Below are 14,376 nucleotides of genomic sequence, written 5' to 3' on the forward strand. Positions count from 1 at the left end.
CCAAGACTTACCATATCCCCTTTCAGGAGACCTCCAATGGCAACCGTCGCTGTGACCGATGCAACATTCGATGAAGAAGTAAAAAATGCCGACGTGCCCGTCGTCGTAGACTTTTGGGCAGAATGGTGCGCCCCTTGTAAACAAATCGGCCCGGCGCTCGAAGAGCTTTCCGCGGAGTTCGACGGAAAAGTCAAAATTGCCAAGGTTGATGTAGACAGCAACCCGAACGCCGCAGCTGCACTGGGTGTACGCGGCATTCCTGCGCTGTTCATTTTCAAAGATGGCCAGGTGATCTCCAACCGTGCGGGTGCTGCTCCAAAAGCTGCGCTGCAAAGCTGGATCGAAGACTCTCTGTGATCTGAAAACACATCGAGAACTTAAAAAGGCGCTTCCTCGGAGGCGCCTTTGCTTTTGGGATATCACCAATGAGGTGTTATCCGTACCCCAGACACTTGTGCCTTATGGCGGTCAGGCTCATATAAGAGCCCAGACAAAAGGAGATTTTCATGTCAGAGGATCAATTTCCCGGTTGGCACGGCACCACGATCATCGGTGTGAAAAAGGGTGGCGAAGTTGTGATTGCCGGTGATGGGCAAGTTTCACTTGGCCAGACAGTGATCAAAGGCACCGCCCGCAAGGTGCGCCGTTTGTCCCCGGGTGGGCATGAGATTGTTGCTGGCTTTGCGGGCTCCACCGCAGATGCTTTTACCCTGCTGGAACGCTTGGAAGCCAAGCTGGAAGCCACACCGGGCCAACTGGCGCGCGCCTCTGTAGAGCTGGCAAAGGACTGGCGGACTGACAAATATCTCCAAAAACTTGAGGCGATGCTGATCGTTTCGGATGGCGTCGATATATTTGTCATCACCGGGGCAGGGGATGTGCTTGAGCCGGAGCATAATGTCACCGCGATTGGCTCTGGCGGAAACTTCGCCCTCGCAGCTGGACGCGCGTTGATGGATACGGATCTGTCAGCCGAAGAGGTGGCACGCAAGGCCATGGCAATCGCCGGGGACATTTGCGTCTACACCAATGGCAACCTCACCTTGGAGACCATCAAAAAATGACTGAAATGACCTACACCCGCATGGGAAACTCCGGCCTGGTGGTGTCCCGTCTGGCGCTCGGCACCATGACCTTCACACATGGGTCAGACTGGATTCCCGGCGTGGCCAAAGTAGGTCTTCAGGATGCCCAGCGCATGGTGGATGTGGCGCTTGATGGCGGTATCAACTTCTTTGACGCTGCGGATGGGTACTCCAATGGGGAAGCGGAGGACATCCTCGGCCAAACGCTGAAGGGCAAACGCAACGAAGCGGTGATTTGTACCAAACTGGGCTTTCGCCAGAATGACCGGATCAACAATGCCGGACTGTCCCGTGGCCATATCCTTTCGTCGGTGGATGGCTGCCTGAAACGCCTAAATACCGATTGGATCGACCTGCTTGTCTTACACAAGACAGATTTCACCACACCGATCGAAGAAACCCTTTCAACGCTTCAGAACGTCATAGACGCAGGCAAAGTCCGTCATATCGGTGTGTCCAACTGGCCAGCGTGGAAAGTTGCGCAAGCGGTGCAGTTTCAGCGCGACAACTCAATGAGCCAGTTTGTTGCAGGGCAATATCTCTACAACGCCGTGGGCCGTGACATCGAGATGGATGTTCTGCGCATGGGTGAGGAGCTGGGCATTGGCCTGATGGCTTGGTCACCGCTCGCAGGCGGGCTTTTGAGCGGGAAGTATGACCTCGATAAGCTGGAAGACAGTGATGGACGCCTGTCTGAAGGAGATTTCTTACAAGTTTCAAGGGATCAAGCAGCCACAGCGATTGACGCTCTGAACTCCACTGCCGATGCGCATAGCGTATCTCCTGCTCAAATTGCACAAGCTTGGATTTTGAACAAACGACGCGATCACACCGTGATTGTCGGCGCATCAAAGCTTAGCCAACTTGAAACCGCGATCTCTGCAGCCAATATCGCCCTAAGTGCAGATGAAATGGCCGCGCTTGATGCCGCTGCTGCGCCGGGTCGCCGCTATCCTGAGTGGTTTGACGACATGATGAAAGACGAGTTGTTTGCCAAAGTGCTCGCGTAACAAGAGACGTTGAACCCGCATGATTTCCAAAGATGATCTCCGCGCCGCCGTCGGCTCTGGCCTGTTAAACGAGTCTCAAGCAGCTTCTCTTGCGGCTTTGGCTGACAGCCGACGTGGCGCGCGCGAAGACCTTGCGCCCGGTGATGAACCTTTTGAGCTGTTTAAAGGGTTCAATGAGATTTTCATTGTCATTGGCCTTCTGATCCTCGCAGGTGGGTGGGCTGCTGTGAACGGTCTTTCGATGGCCGTAGAAATCGTCGACTATAAAAGCAAACTTGTGACCACTGCAGGCGTTTCAGCCCTCGTTCTGTGGGGTTTATCAGAGTATTTCATACGCCGTCGCCGCATGGTGGCGCCAGCAATAGCGCTTTCTTGTCTTTGGGCGATCAATGCCGGTTCCGGCATCACGGCCTATTTTGCGCAACCCTTCATGGTGGCACAGGAAGATTTCTCCAGCCTGCCATTCCCGCTCGCACTCACCACAGTGGTGATGTTTCTATATTGGCTGCGGTTCCGGGTGCCTTTCGCCATGGCCCTGATCGCGCTTGGCGTATTTGGGGTGGCGATGATGGTCGGAGCCAATCAAGCGGGCACGCCCGCGAGCCTCTCTGATATGTTCCTGCTTTCTGCAGGCGGACCATTTGCCTACATCACGCTGGCTGTGGGGGCAGGCGTTTTTGCTGTCGCCATGATCTTTGATATGTCAGATCCACACCGCGTCACACGGCGCGCGGCACAGGGTTTCTGGCTCCATGTCATCGCAGCACCGGCACTTGTGAACACGATCGCGCTTAGCCTTTTGGAACGGGACAGCGCTGGCGCAAACACAACGCTCTTTGCAGTGTTGTTGCTCTTTGCTTTCATCGCCATCATCATCGACCGCCGCTCTTTCCTCATCGCGGCTATTGGCTACACCGTCGCTCTCGCTGGGACAGTATTTGAGGGCGAAGGCGCGGCCATGACAATTTTCTTCCTTGGTATCTTCCTTGTGGTGCTTGGCGCCTTCTGGGCACGCATTCGCGCAGCTCTTCTATTGCCGCTCTCTGGCATTCTGCCACTGCACCGCTTGCCACCGTCTCACTGATTGGACCTCACATGACTGATCTAACTCCTCGTGAAATCGTTTCTGAACTCGACCGTTTCATCATCGGTCAGAAAGACGCCAAACGCGCAGTCGCCGTTGCATTGCGCAATCGTTGGCGCCGTAAACAGCTGTCCGATGACATCCGCGATGAGGTCTACCCAAAGAACATCCTGATGATCGGCCCCACTGGCGTTGGTAAAACCGAAATCAGCCGCCGTTTGGCAAAGCTCGCCCGTGCCCCCTTCATCAAAGTTGAGGCCACAAAATTCACTGAAGTGGGCTATGTGGGCCGTGACGTGGAACAAATCGTGCGTGATCTGGTCGATGCAGCCATCATCCAAACCCGTGAACACATGCGCGAAGACGTAAAAGTCAAAGCCCACGCCGCGGCAGAAGACCGTGTAATCGAAGCCATTGCAGGCACAGACGCGCGTGAGGCGACGCGCGAGATGTTTCGCAAAAAGCTCAAAGACGGCTTGCTAGACGACACGGAGATCGAGCTGGAAGTGGCGGACACCTCCAACCCGATGGGGGGCATGTTCGATATTCCCGGCCAACCTGGCAGCCAAATGGGCATGATGAACCTCGGAGATATCTTCGGCAAAGCGCTGGGTGGTCGCACCGTCAAGAAACGCATGACAGTTGCTGAAAGCTATGAAGTGCTAATTTCAGATGAGGCTGACAAGCTGCTGGATGATGAAACCGTCAACACCGCCGCCCTAAAAGCTGTGGAGCAGAACGGCATCGTTTTCTTGGATGAGATCGACAAAGTATGCGCCCGCCAAGAAGCGCGCGGTGGGGATGTTTCTCGTGAAGGGGTTCAGCGCGACCTGCTGCCGTTGATCGAAGGCACCACAGTCTCAACCAAGCATGGCCCGGTGAAGACTGACCATATCCTGTTCATCGCCTCCGGTGCGTTCCATATCGCAAAACCATCTGATCTGTTGCCGGAGCTTCAGGGGCGTCTCCCGATCCGCGTCGAACTGCGCGCCCTGACCGAAGAGGATTTCGTCCGCATTCTGACCGAAACAGACAACGCGCTGACACGTCAGTACACCGCGTTGATGGGCACCGAAGAAGTCACTGTAACCTTCACGGCCGATGGCATTTCAGCCCTTGCCAAGATCGCTGCGGAAGTAAACCAATCGGTGGAAAACATCGGTGCGCGTCGCCTTTACACCGTGATGGAACGGGTATTTGAAGAACTCAGCTTCTCCGCACCAGATCGATCCGGAGAGGAAATCACCATTGATGCAGCATTCGTAGAAACGAATTTGGGTGAACTTGCGAAATCTATGGACGTCAGCCGCTACGTGCTCTGATTTCTTCTGGTCCCATTGGATAAAGACAGCCATAGTCCCGGAGAGTTATCTTTCCGGGGCTTTCTTTTGCCCGCTGCGCGCCAAAAGCCCAATCCTTTGAGCCACTGCCATGATTTCTACCCGTGCATTCTTGCGGCAAAACGGGCGCTTTCTTTTGCCCGGTGCTGCGCTGATGTTTCTGTCCTGTTTTGGACAGACCTTCTTCATCGGAACCTTTGCGGCCGATATTCGTGCTGGCTTTGATCTGTCACATGGGGAATGGGGCGCCATTTACATGCTTGGCACAGGCACATCTGCATTGCTGATGCTTTGGGCGGGCACCCTCGCTGATCGCATCCGCGTGCGCCTGCTTGGCCCTATAATGCTCATTTTTCTGGCATGCGCGTGTTTTGCACTATCGCAGCTTACCTGGGTCTGGGCGCTGCCTTTCATTATTCTCGCGCTACGATTTACCGCCCAGGGGATGCTCCCGCATATTTCTGCTGTGGCCATGGCTCGCTGGTTTTCCGCGTCTCGTGGCCGCGCGTTGGCCTTTGCCACAATGGGCTTCATGTTGGCCGAAGCGGTCATGCCAATTGCGGTGGTGTGGTTAAAAACCCGCATTGATTGGCACATGATCTGGATCGCTGCTGCCTGCTTTTGCCTTGTCATGGCGCCGATCATTTTCATATTCCTGCGCCAAGAACGCGAGCCAAGCAGTATCACTTCAAAAAACTCTACACTTGGCATGGAAGGCCGCAACTGGACGCGGTGGGAGGCCCTTCGCCATCCGGTTTTTCTCTCTGCAATTCCTGCAATGATGGCTTTCCCGGCCTTCGCCACTGTGTTTTTCTTCCAACAAGCCTATTTTGCGGAAATAAAGGGCTGGTCACACCTCTCTCTTGTCGCTGTCTTCCCGCTTGGGACCGCTTCGTTTGGCCTGTCGACCTTGATCTATGGCTGGTTGATCGACAGATTTGGTGCCGCACGCCTTATGCCGTTTTATCTACTACCGCTTGTGGCCGCGTTCACGATCCACGCATGGGCACCCACGGTAAGTTGGGTCGCGGTAGGTGTCATTTTGATGGGGATGGCTGGGGGAGGCATGGCAACATTGCCTGCATCGGTCTGGTCTGAATTCTTTGGTACGGCGCATCTTGGCGCGATTAAAGCCACTGTGGCAGCTTTTGGCGTCCTAGGATCTGCGCTTGGGCCCGGTTTGTCGGGGTGGTTGATTGATTCAGGCGTCGCCTATGAAAGCCAGCTCCAGAGCTTTGCCGTTTGTTTTGCAGTCGCAAGCGTCGCGATGATCATCCCTTTTGCCCGGGCACGCCGCAGACTACCGACGCCGTAGATAAACGTAATACGCCCCGGTGCCACCGTGTTTGATATGCGCTTCAGCAACCTGCAAAATACAGCTTTTCATTGGGGGCAGGGCAAACCACTGTGGCACCTGATGTTTGAGAACACCGCGCCGCGTCGGAATTGGCCCATCATCGCGCTTAGATTTGCCTTTGCCGGTGATGACCAGCACCAGCCGCTTTCCTTCCCCATGGGAGCGCATGATAAACCCGGTCAACGCCCCATGCGCCTGATCGGCAGTCATGCCATGCAGATCGATTTTACCTTCTGGAACCAGCTTTCCTCGTTTCATGCGGCCAAAGGCTTTCTTGTCCATTTGTACAGGTTGCCGCGCAACGCGATCTGAAACAGAGCCCATCAGATCATGTCCGCGCAATTCAGACGAAGCGCGCGATCCAACTTCAAATGCCGGCAGGGCAGGGGATGCCTCGCGCAAGCGTGGTTTCTTTTGAGGCTTGGGCTTTGGTAGAGGCAAATCATGCGATTTCGCAGCTGGATTAAGACGTTCTGCCGTCTCAGCAACCTTACGCCAAAGCGCAACTTCATCTTCGCTTAATTTACGCCGTGTCACAGAACCGACTCCGGCAGCATGGCATAGGCGCGCTGGATCGGCAAAAGAACAACCATGCGACCTGGGTCCTTCAAAGTCCCCGCGGCTAGACCAGCAGCATCGCCAGTGCCAAAGAAAATATCTGCACGCTGTGCTCCTTTGATGGCGGATCCTGTATCTTGCGCGATCATCAAACGACGTATCGGACCGTCACCGTCTTTTTCCACCCATACCGGCGCGCCAAGAGGTGTAAATGCAGGATCAACGGCAATGGAACGAAGCGTAGTGATCGACCGGTTCATCGCGCCTAGCGGACCTTTGTGCGCAGGCACACGACTGACCTCTCGAAAGAAGACAAAGCTGTCATTGTGACGAAGCAGTTCCGCACCATCCACAGGGTTACGCTTTACCCAATTCTTGATGACCTGTGCACTCACCTGATGCGCACTGTAGATGCCACGCCGAACAAGTTCTGCACCGACAGATCGATACTGATGGCCATTCGCACCACCGTATCCCACTCTGATATAGCCGCCATCTGGGAGGCGAATGCGGCCGGATCCTTGGATTTGAAGAAAAAACAGCTCTACAGGATCGTCAACCCAAGCAATCTCCAAACCGCGACCCGCCATTGCGCCACTTGTTTCGATCTCGCGTCGTGTCAGCCATTGCCCCCCTTTTCGAACCTCAGGAGGCACACGATATATCGGATATTGATATTGGCCGCCGGGACGTTTTGCGCCATTGAGTTCTGGTTCAAAATATCCGGTGAACAATGCACCTCGGCCTGACTCTTCTATGAGTACCGGCCGAAAAAGTAGCTCAAAGAACTTCTTGGCATCAGAAATGCCCGTCGCTGCCGCGCAGATCGTTTGCCAATCTGGTGCATCCAGATCGGCGCAGGTGTTTAGAAATACCTGACGGGCCGCCTCATGATCATCTGCGGCCCATCCATCAAGGTCTTCAAACGAAAGGATTTTCATAGTCGTTTCGGACATCGCTACGCTCCCGACCAAGAGACCGGCCATCAGATGGGCTGCGGCAAACGCCGCCCGAAACGTCTTATTCATTCGCCTGTGGCAACAAGCTGCCAGTTAGGATCATCCGCTCCCATCACGCGCGCGAAGGTCCAAACATCTTTTTGGCGCTTGATCTGACTATCGCTGCCTTCCACGATATCGCCGCCGTTGTCACGCACAACATGGGTCAGTTCCCCAATAAAGCGCACAGTGATTTCGCCTTCTTTGGTGGCATCATCAAATGTGGCATCTTGAAGAACCATTTCGCGCACACCGACAAATTCGCTTTCGACAGTCAGACCTTTTTCTTCGCGCATCTGCACGACATAAGCAAAGCTCTCATAGACTTCTTCTCCGAGAAAATCTTTGATGTCGGAAAGCTCTCCTTTCTCAAACGCCATGAGGATCATCTCATAAGCGCCTCGGGCTCCCCCAAGGAAGTCATTCACTCCGAACTGAGGCTCAGCGGATTTCATCTTGGCCAAGGCTTCAGCCTGGGGGCTGCCTTCTTCGGCATGGTCCAAGATATCTTGATCCGGACCTCCCTCAATCACTTCGAGCTCTGGCCCCCGACGACGGGACGGCGCTGCGGCTTCCTGACGAGGGGGTTCAAACCCATCACGTGTTCCCAGTACATTGCGCAAACGCAGGATCAAAAACACAGCAATACCGGCAAGAACCAATACTTGAAGAAGGGTGGAGTTCATTTGAACCTCTTGTTGGGCATGGAAACAACTGTCTCACGCACTTATGTAAGTTACAGGCGGGGTCAAGTCCACCTCGCCAGAGGATGACATTGGAGTTAAACGAAGATGTGGCTTCTTATAGCCTTTATTGCGATCCCAATGATTGAGATCGCACTGTTTGTCAGTGTTGGTGGCGCTATTGGCCTTTGGCCGACATTGGCAATCGTTCTGTTGACAGCAATCCTGGGCACTCACCTTGTGCGCTCTCAGGGTCTCGCTGCCATCGGAAATGTTCAACAGTCTTTCAACGAATTGAATGATCCAACTGAGCCTTTGGCGCATGGCGCAATGATCCTGATTGCTGGTGTTCTTCTGCTGACACCTGGTTTTTTTACAGACGCTGTTGGCTTTGCCTTACTGACACCTCCGTTTCGCTCTGCTGTGTTTCAATACGCTCGAAAACGCATAAAGGTGCAAAGTTTTTCCATGGGAGGTTCGACCGGCGCTTCATTTCATGCGCAGAGTGCAAAGCGCCACTCTGGGGCGCAAGAAAATGAGGTGATTGACGGAGAGTTTACTGAAGTCGACCCATCCACTGAGTTTGCCGCTAAACAGGACAATCAGGTGAAAAAACCCACACATTCGCCTTCAGGTTGGACAAAGCATTGAGGCGCATAGTTTGACCTGATAAAGCAGGCCAAACGCGATTTTTTTGGAGACCCAAAATGGCAGAAACTGAAAACGGTGCTGCACAGCAAGCGCCGCAGCTGAAAATGAACGTTCTGACCCAGTTCGTGCGCGACATGTCGTTTGAGAATATTCTCGCTCAAAAAGGCTCTAGCGCAAACCCACAGCCTGATGTCCAGGTACAAGTGAACTTGGATGCCAAGAAGCGCGCAGCAGATAACCAGTTTGAAGTTGCTATCAAACTGAACATCACAGCCAAGAACAAAGATGACGGTGCTGAAATGTTCATCCTTGAGATGGACTATGCTGGCGTTTTCCACGTTGAAGGCGTACCAGAAGATCAACTGCATCCGTTCCTTCTGATCGAATGCCCACGCATGTTGTTCCCATTCGTGCGTCGCATTGTGTCAGACGTGACACGCGATGGTGGTTTCCCACCATTGAACTTGGAAACTATTGATTTTGTAGCACTTTATCGCGCTGAACTCGCGCGTCGTGCACAGGAACAGAGCGAACAGCCTGTCGCCAACTGATCAGTTTGGCGCTGCCCCTTTGGCAGCGCCTTACCCAAACTAGCCGAGTTTGGACCAGAGGGCGTCAGCGCCCATTTTCTCCACAAAAGCTTTATGTGCCTCCGCTTCTGCTTCTGAAAGCCGAGACGGCAAAGGCGTTGGCCGAGCACTTGGACGCCAGTCATCTTGGATGGTGGCACTTTTCTTTTCTGAAGTATTGTTAGACGCCAAAACCAGATCTGGTTGTCGTCCCCCAATCAGCTCGAGATACACTTCCGCCAGAATTTCGGAGTCAAGAAGAGCGCCGTGCAACGTCCGTGAGGAGTTATCGATCCCAAATCTGCGGCAAAGAGCGTCCAGCGTTGCAGGAGACCCCGGAAATTTCTTACGCGCCATTTCCAACGTATCGACAGCGCGTTCCATCGGAATTTGCGGCAGGTTCATCCAGCTCAATTCGGCATTTAAGAATTTCATGTCGAACTTGGCATTATGGATGACAAGTTTGCTATCATTGCCGATGAAATCGAGAAACTTTTGGCCAAACGCGTTAAACACAGGTTTGTCGCGCAGTGTCACCTCTCCCGGCGCGGCATCACGAGGGATATCCAAGAGATCTGGGCCAATTCCGTGCACCTTGAACGCCTCATCCGGCATGGATCGCTCAGGGTTGATGTAGACATGAAATGTCTCGCCGGTTGGCAGATGATTGTAGAGCTCCAACGCGCCTATTTCGACGATGCGGTCGCCAGAAAACGGATCAAAGCCTGTGGTTTCCGTATCAAGTACGATTTCACGCATGATCCAACTGTCCTCTGATGGTTTTCACGATCTTCTCCACCTGAGACCGGGCATGGTCAAGTGTATCCGTTTCTACCACATAGTCCGATAAAGCCACTTTTTTTTCGTTTGGCATCTGTTTTGACCGAATGTGCTCAAACTGGTCCTCGGTCATCGTACCGCGTTCCAGCACACGATTTTTCTGTAATTCCGGTGAAACAGAGACACAAACTACCGCGTCCATCGCTGCTGCGCCACCTGTTTCAAAAAGCAATGGAATATCAAAAACGAGAATATCGGAGGCTGCTTCCTTGATGAAATCAGCGCGATCCTGGGCAACCAAAGGATGGACAATTTTTTCTATTTTGCTCAGCACAGACGCATCTTTTGCAATCAGCTCTTTCAACCGATCTCGCGAAACCGCTCCATCTTCAATCGCGTCTGGTAGTGCCGCTGAAATAGGGGCTACAGCTGCGCCCCCTTTCGCATATAAGCTGTGCACCGCCGCATCCGCATCCCAAACCGGGCAGCCTAACTCTGAAAAAAAGCGCGCTGTCGTTGACTTACCCATGCCAATAGAGCCGGTCAAACCGAGCTTGAACACTTGTTTGGTCATTCCAAAACGACCTGCCGTGTGGCTTCATCCACAACAGGACGGCGGCCAAACCAACGCTCAAATCCCGGCACAGCTTGATGCAACAACATTCCAAGGCCATCAACGGTCACACATCCGCGCTCTTGAGCTGTTTTGAGGAAATTTGTGACGAGAGGGTTGTACACCAGATCCGTCACAACTGTTTCACTGCGCAAACCATCCATTGGTATCCGAAGCTCAGACTTTCCGGCCATCCCCAGTGAAGTTGTGTTCACCAGTGTCGCCGCTTCTTCGAGAATATTGCCGGCCTGGACCCATTCGATGACTTTAACGCGCGCGCCAAAATCCTCTCTTAAACGTTCGGCACGAACACGTGTACGATTTGTGATCAGGATCTCAGGCACGCCAGCATCTAGCAAAGACGCCACGACAGCGCGGGCCGCCCCCCCGGCGCCAAGCACCACAGCAGCCCCAGTTTCTGCCCGCCAGTCAGATGCGCCATCGCGCAAGTTTTCTATGAAACCATAGCCGTCTGTATTGTCGCCCATAATACTACCATCAGAGCGAAAAATCAGTGTGTTCACAGCACCGATAAGTGTGGCGCGATCGGTGATCTGATCCACAAACTGAACAACGCGTTCTTTATGAGGGAGTGTCACATTACAACCAACAAACCCCATCCTTGGCATTGCTCTTAAGACATCCTCCAAATCATCGGCCGCCACCTCCATTGGGATGTAATGCCCTGAAATTTCGTACTTCTTCAGCCAGTGCCCATGTAGCAAAGGCGATTTCGAATGCGCGATTGGATTGCCGATCACACCAGCAAGGGGAATAGATGGTAAGGTCATTGTTCTAGGTCTCCCCTGACGGTCAAATATGAGAGTATTTCAACAAGTGGCATTCCAAGCACCGTGAAATAATCTCCATCGATTTTATCAAACAGCCGAACCCCCTCTTCTTCGAGTTTATAACTTCCAACAGCATGGGAAATACTGTCGAAGTTGCGCGCGAGATACTCTTCCAAGAACGCGTCGCTAAAGTTCCTCATATAGAGCCTTACGACACCGACGAACCTCCAGATCGGTTCTCCATTTTGGTAAATCACCGCTGCAGACAGCAACTTATGCCGTGTGCCACGCAACATTAAGAGCTGATTGCGTGCATCAGCGACACTCGCTGGTTTAGAAAAGATGGTGCCGTTAAAATCTAAAACCTGATCGCATCCAAGAACGGTGGCTTCTGGTCGTTTAGAACTCACTTTGCGCGCTTTCGCCTCTGCCAGCGCATCAGCAATATCTTGCGGGGAAGCGCCTTCTGCTTGTAGCGCACGTTTGATCATCTCTTCATCCACACGCGGCTTCACTGTCTCAAAGTCTACGTTTGCGTTCCGAAGCAACTGAGCTCGTATCTCAGAGCCCGAAGCGAGGATCAGGGAAGAGGTCATGTGGATAAATCCGTGGAGAAGGAAAGGAACATCTGGTGAGTCCTTTCTGGAAACTTCTGTGAGATTTTGCAAGCTGGGGAAACTCACCCAGACTTCAGGGAAATCCCCCGTTTTCCTGCACCGTGGATGAGGAAAACTTTACCTGGGGGAGGAATCAGCCGCATACCGCTTCATCCTCATCTTTATCCACAGCCATCCACAGATCATGTTTTTCTCAAGTCTTTGACTCTACATGACTCTTTTCACTTTAGCCCCAGATGTGGGAGTCTTCTTAGAAATTCTATCCTCCTGTGTAAAACTGCGGGGGAAATTCCATAATCCACAGGTTTTCGCGTCCCAACAAAATCATCATCCTTTTCTAAATATATTTATTTATTTAGAGAGGGTGGGCTCGTCCCAAGGATCAAAACCGCATGAGCTACTTTCTGGTAGACATTTACCCTTACGTCCTCGCTTTCCATATCATGGCTGTGATCAGCTGGATGGCGGGCTTGTTTTATCTCCCCCGTCTATTCGTCTATCATGCGGAAAGAGCTAAGCAGGGGGATCAGCTCGATGAAACGCTTAAGATCATGGAATACAAACTGCAGCGTTATATCATGGCGCCTGCAAGTGTTGCGGCATGGCTTGCGGGTCTCACACTGGTTTTTACGCCCGGAATTGTCGATTGGTCGTCTGTTTGGCCGTATACCAAGGCATTTGGGGTAATCTGCATGACTGCATTTGATCACTGGCTTATGCAAATGCGAAAGAAGTTTGACCGGAACGAGAATACCCTCACTGGACGCCAATATCGTATGATGAACGAAGTGCCGACGATCTTGATGGTCATCATCGTTGTTTCGGTGGTGGTGAAATTCTGAATTTATTGACTCAGAACAGCGAAAGCCGTATCTGAGTCGTCAACTGGCCCGTCCGGGTTAAGTGTATCCCTTATATAGAGCACATGACCTGCCCCATTTCGGGCAGCACAGGATTTTTTCATGACACAAGAAAAGCTTGCTCTTGGCGATTTGAAAGCCAAAAGCCCAAAAGCACTCTTGGCAATGGCCGAAGAGCTGGAAATCGAGAACGCATCGACGATGCGCAAGGGCGAGATGATGTTCCAGATTCTGCGCGAGCGCGCGGATGATGGTTGGGAAATCTCTGGTGATGGTGTTCTTGAGGTGCTCCAAGACGGTTTTGGTTTCTTGCGCTCTCCTGAAGCCAACTATTTGCCGGGCCCCGACGATATCTATGTCAGCCCAGATATGATCCGTCAGCATTCTCTGCGTACGGGTGACACTGTGAATGGCGTTATGACCGCGCCTGGCGACAATGAGCGCTATTTTGCGCTGACTGGTGTGTCTCAGATCAACTTTGAAGCGCCAGAGAAAGCCAAGCACAAGATTGCGTTCGATAACCTAACACCGCTCTATCCGGATGAGCGCCTGAAGATGGAGATCGAAGATCCCACCATCAAGGACCGCTCCGCTCGTGTAATTGATTTGGTGGCGCCAATTGGTAAGGGGCAACGGTCTTTGATTGTGGCTCCGCCACGAACCGGTAAAACCGTGTTGCTGCAAAATATCGCGCACAGCATCGAAGCCAACCACCCAGAGTGTTACTTGATCGTTCTGCTGATCGACGAACGCCCGGAAGAGGTGACAGACATGCAGCGCTCCGTGAAAGGGGAGGTTATTTCCTCTACCTTTGACGAGCCGGCCACCCGCCACGTTGCTGTGTCTGAAATGGTGATTGAAAAGGCAAAGCGCCTTGTGGAACATAAACGAGATGTTGTGATCCTTCTGGACTCAATCACAAGACTTGGTCGCGCGTTCAACACCGTGGTGCCTTCCTCTGGTAAAGTTTTGACCGGTGGTGTGGACGCCAACGCATTGCAACGCCCCAAACGTTTCTTTGGTGCTGCCCGTAACATCGAAGAAGGTGGATCGCTGACCATCATTTCAACTGCGCTGATCGACACCGGCTCGCGCATGGATGAGGTGATCTTTGAAGAGTTCAAAGGCACCGGTAACTCTGAGATCGTGCTGGATCGGAAAGTCGCAGACAAACGTGTCTTCCCGGCGATCGACATTCTCAAATCCGGTACGCGGAAAGAGGATCTGCTCGTCGACAAAGGCGATCTGGCCAAGACTTTCGTACTGCGTCGTATCCTCAACCCAATGGGCACCACAGATGCTGTCGAATTCTTGCTTGGCAAGCTGAAGCAAACCAAAACCAATGGCGAGTTCTTTGACTCGATGAACACTTAAGGAATG

17 protein-coding genes are annotated in these 14,376 nt (G+C 52.8%); 10 read left to right on the forward strand and 7 right to left on the reverse strand.

Annotation, left to right across the window (positions count from 1 at the left end):
- The first annotated feature begins 36 nt into the window (after window positions 1-36).
- From trxA to J7413_RS09090, 6 genes are all read left to right on the forward strand, one after another.
- Window positions 37-357, forward strand: a complete 321-nt coding sequence (gene trxA / locus J7413_RS09065; protein ID WP_209097766.1) for a thioredoxin — start codon at window positions 37-39, stop codon at window positions 355-357.
- 149 nt (window positions 358-506) lie between these two features.
- A complete protein-coding gene (hslV, locus tag J7413_RS09070) occupies window positions 507-1,064 on the forward strand; it encodes an ATP-dependent protease subunit HslV (protein ID WP_209097767.1) in 558 nt (185 codons plus the stop codon).
- The gene (locus J7413_RS09075) at window positions 1,061-2,095 is read left to right on the forward strand and encodes an aldo/keto reductase (protein WP_209097768.1); all 1,035 of its coding nucleotides are present in this window, start codon (window positions 1,061-1,063) and stop codon (window positions 2,093-2,095) included. Before hslV ends, J7413_RS09075 begins: the two co-directional genes overlap by 4 nt.
- Before the next feature lie 19 nt (window positions 2,096-2,114).
- Window positions 2,115-3,179 carry a hypothetical protein gene (locus tag J7413_RS09080; protein ID WP_209097769.1) on the forward strand — a complete coding sequence of 355 codons (1,065 nt, stop codon included), beginning with the start codon at window positions 2,115-2,117 and terminating at the stop codon, window positions 3,177-3,179.
- An 11-nt stretch (window positions 3,180-3,190) separates the two neighbouring features.
- Window positions 3,191-4,501, forward strand: coding sequence for an ATP-dependent protease ATPase subunit HslU (hslU, locus tag J7413_RS09085; RefSeq protein ID WP_209097770.1), 1,311 nt, complete (start codon window positions 3,191-3,193; stop codon window positions 4,499-4,501).
- Window positions 4,502-4,610: 109 nt separating this feature from the next.
- Complete coding sequence (locus J7413_RS09090; RefSeq protein ID WP_209097771.1) at window positions 4,611-5,834, forward strand: MFS transporter; 1,224 nt, start codon at window positions 4,611-4,613, stop codon at window positions 5,832-5,834.
- Here J7413_RS09090 and J7413_RS09095 read toward each other — a convergent pair.
- Genes J7413_RS09095 through J7413_RS09105 form a run of 3 tightly spaced genes read right to left on the reverse strand, consistent with a single transcriptional unit; the run spans window position 5,820 to window position 8,118 of the window.
- Window positions 5,820-6,413, reverse strand: coding sequence for a Smr/MutS family protein (locus tag J7413_RS09095; RefSeq protein WP_209097772.1), 594 nt, complete (start codon window positions 6,411-6,413; stop codon window positions 5,820-5,822). The genes J7413_RS09090 and J7413_RS09095 overlap by 15 nt on opposite strands.
- Window positions 6,410-7,420, reverse strand: coding sequence for an MltA domain-containing protein (locus J7413_RS09100; RefSeq protein WP_247743449.1), 1,011 nt, complete (start codon window positions 7,418-7,420; stop codon window positions 6,410-6,412). The genes J7413_RS09095 and J7413_RS09100 overlap by 4 nt, the downstream gene beginning before the upstream one ends.
- Before the next feature lie 38 nt (window positions 7,421-7,458).
- On the reverse strand, window positions 7,459-8,118 hold the full coding sequence (locus J7413_RS09105) for a Tim44/TimA family putative adaptor protein (protein WP_209097774.1): 660 nt from the start codon (window positions 8,116-8,118) through the stop codon (window positions 7,459-7,461).
- Window positions 8,119-8,223: 105 nt separating this feature from the next.
- Between J7413_RS09105 and J7413_RS09110 the strand changes: the two genes are divergently transcribed.
- On the forward strand, window positions 8,224-8,766 hold the full coding sequence (locus J7413_RS09110; RefSeq protein WP_209097775.1) for an FxsA family protein: 543 nt from the start codon (window positions 8,224-8,226) through the stop codon (window positions 8,764-8,766).
- 56 nt (window positions 8,767-8,822) lie between these two features.
- Window positions 8,823-9,317, forward strand: a complete 495-nt coding sequence (gene secB / locus J7413_RS09115; protein ID WP_209097776.1) for a protein-export chaperone SecB — start codon at window positions 8,823-8,825, stop codon at window positions 9,315-9,317.
- A 39-nt stretch (window positions 9,318-9,356) separates the two neighbouring features.
- Here the strand turns inward: secB and dnaQ are convergent, their stop codons facing one another.
- Genes dnaQ through J7413_RS09135 form a run of 4 tightly spaced genes read right to left on the reverse strand, consistent with a single transcriptional unit; the run spans window position 9,357 to window position 12,115 of the window.
- The gene (gene dnaQ, locus J7413_RS09120; RefSeq protein WP_209097777.1) at window positions 9,357-10,094 is read right to left on the reverse strand and encodes a DNA polymerase III subunit epsilon; all 738 of its coding nucleotides are present in this window, start codon (window positions 10,092-10,094) and stop codon (window positions 9,357-9,359) included.
- On the reverse strand, window positions 10,087-10,689 hold the full coding sequence (coaE, locus tag J7413_RS09125; RefSeq protein ID WP_209097778.1) for a dephospho-CoA kinase: 603 nt from the start codon (window positions 10,687-10,689) through the stop codon (window positions 10,087-10,089). Before coaE ends, dnaQ begins: the two co-directional genes overlap by 8 nt.
- Window positions 10,686-11,519, reverse strand: coding sequence for a shikimate dehydrogenase (locus J7413_RS09130; protein ID WP_209097779.1), 834 nt, complete (start codon window positions 11,517-11,519; stop codon window positions 10,686-10,688). The genes coaE and J7413_RS09130 overlap by 4 nt, the downstream gene beginning before the upstream one ends.
- On the reverse strand, window positions 11,516-12,115 hold the full coding sequence (locus J7413_RS09135) for a Maf family nucleotide pyrophosphatase (protein WP_209097780.1): 600 nt from the start codon (window positions 12,113-12,115) through the stop codon (window positions 11,516-11,518). Before J7413_RS09135 ends, J7413_RS09130 begins: the two co-directional genes overlap by 4 nt.
- Window positions 12,116-12,528: 413 nt before the next feature.
- On the opposite strand from J7413_RS09135, the gene hemJ reads away from it, so the two are divergent.
- Both hemJ and rho read left to right on the forward strand, forming a co-directional pair.
- Window positions 12,529-12,978 (forward strand): protoporphyrinogen oxidase HemJ, encoded by a 450-nt coding sequence (gene hemJ / locus J7413_RS09140; protein WP_209097781.1) that lies wholly within the window; start codon window positions 12,529-12,531, stop codon window positions 12,976-12,978.
- Window positions 12,979-13,098: 120 nt separating this feature from the next.
- The gene (rho, locus tag J7413_RS09145) at window positions 13,099-14,370 is read left to right on the forward strand and encodes a transcription termination factor Rho (RefSeq protein ID WP_209097782.1); all 1,272 of its coding nucleotides are present in this window, start codon (window positions 13,099-13,101) and stop codon (window positions 14,368-14,370) included.
- Window positions 14,371-14,376: the final 6 nt, after the last annotated feature.

It is taken from the genome of Shimia sp. R10_1 (assembly GCF_017744095.1).
Classification (GTDB): domain Bacteria; phylum Pseudomonadota; class Alphaproteobacteria; order Rhodobacterales; family Rhodobacteraceae; genus Shimia.

Excerpts from the sequence above, each read along its gene's own strand:
- J7413_RS09135 (WP_209097780.1), bottom strand. The coding sequence starts at position 12,115 with ATGACCTCTTCCCTGATCCTCGCTTCGGGCTCTGAGATACGAGCTCAG.
- J7413_RS09100 (WP_247743449.1), bottom strand. The coding sequence starts at position 7,420 with ATGGCCGGTCTCTTGGTCGGGAGCGTAGCGATGTCCGAAACGACTATG.
- rho (WP_209097782.1), top strand. The coding sequence starts at position 13,099 with ATGACACAAGAAAAGCTTGCTCTTGGCGATTTGAAAGCCAAAAGCCCA.
- hemJ (WP_209097781.1), top strand. The coding sequence starts at position 12,529 with ATGAGCTACTTTCTGGTAGACATTTACCCTTACGTCCTCGCTTTCCAT.
- dnaQ (WP_209097777.1), bottom strand. The coding sequence starts at position 10,094 with ATGCGTGAAATCGTACTTGATACGGAAACCACAGGCTTTGATCCGTTT.
- J7413_RS09105 (WP_209097774.1), bottom strand. The coding sequence starts at position 8,118 with ATGAACTCCACCCTTCTTCAAGTATTGGTTCTTGCCGGTATTGCTGTG.
- J7413_RS09110 (WP_209097775.1), top strand. The coding sequence starts at position 8,224 with ATGTGGCTTCTTATAGCCTTTATTGCGATCCCAATGATTGAGATCGCA.
- J7413_RS09080 (WP_209097769.1), top strand. The coding sequence starts at position 2,115 with ATGATTTCCAAAGATGATCTCCGCGCCGCCGTCGGCTCTGGCCTGTTA.
- coaE (WP_209097778.1), bottom strand. The coding sequence starts at position 10,689 with ATGACCAAACAAGTGTTCAAGCTCGGTTTGACCGGCTCTATTGGCATG.
- J7413_RS09075 (WP_209097768.1), top strand. The coding sequence starts at position 1,061 with ATGACTGAAATGACCTACACCCGCATGGGAAACTCCGGCCTGGTGGTG.
- trxA (WP_209097766.1), top strand. The coding sequence starts at position 37 with ATGGCAACCGTCGCTGTGACCGATGCAACATTCGATGAAGAAGTAAAA.
- hslU (WP_209097770.1), top strand. The coding sequence starts at position 3,191 with ATGACTGATCTAACTCCTCGTGAAATCGTTTCTGAACTCGACCGTTTC.
- hslV (WP_209097767.1), top strand. The coding sequence starts at position 507 with ATGTCAGAGGATCAATTTCCCGGTTGGCACGGCACCACGATCATCGGT.
- secB (WP_209097776.1), top strand. The coding sequence starts at position 8,823 with ATGGCAGAAACTGAAAACGGTGCTGCACAGCAAGCGCCGCAGCTGAAA.
- J7413_RS09090 (WP_209097771.1), top strand. The coding sequence starts at position 4,611 with ATGATTTCTACCCGTGCATTCTTGCGGCAAAACGGGCGCTTTCTTTTG.
- J7413_RS09130 (WP_209097779.1), bottom strand. The coding sequence starts at position 11,519 with ATGACCTTACCATCTATTCCCCTTGCTGGTGTGATCGGCAATCCAATC.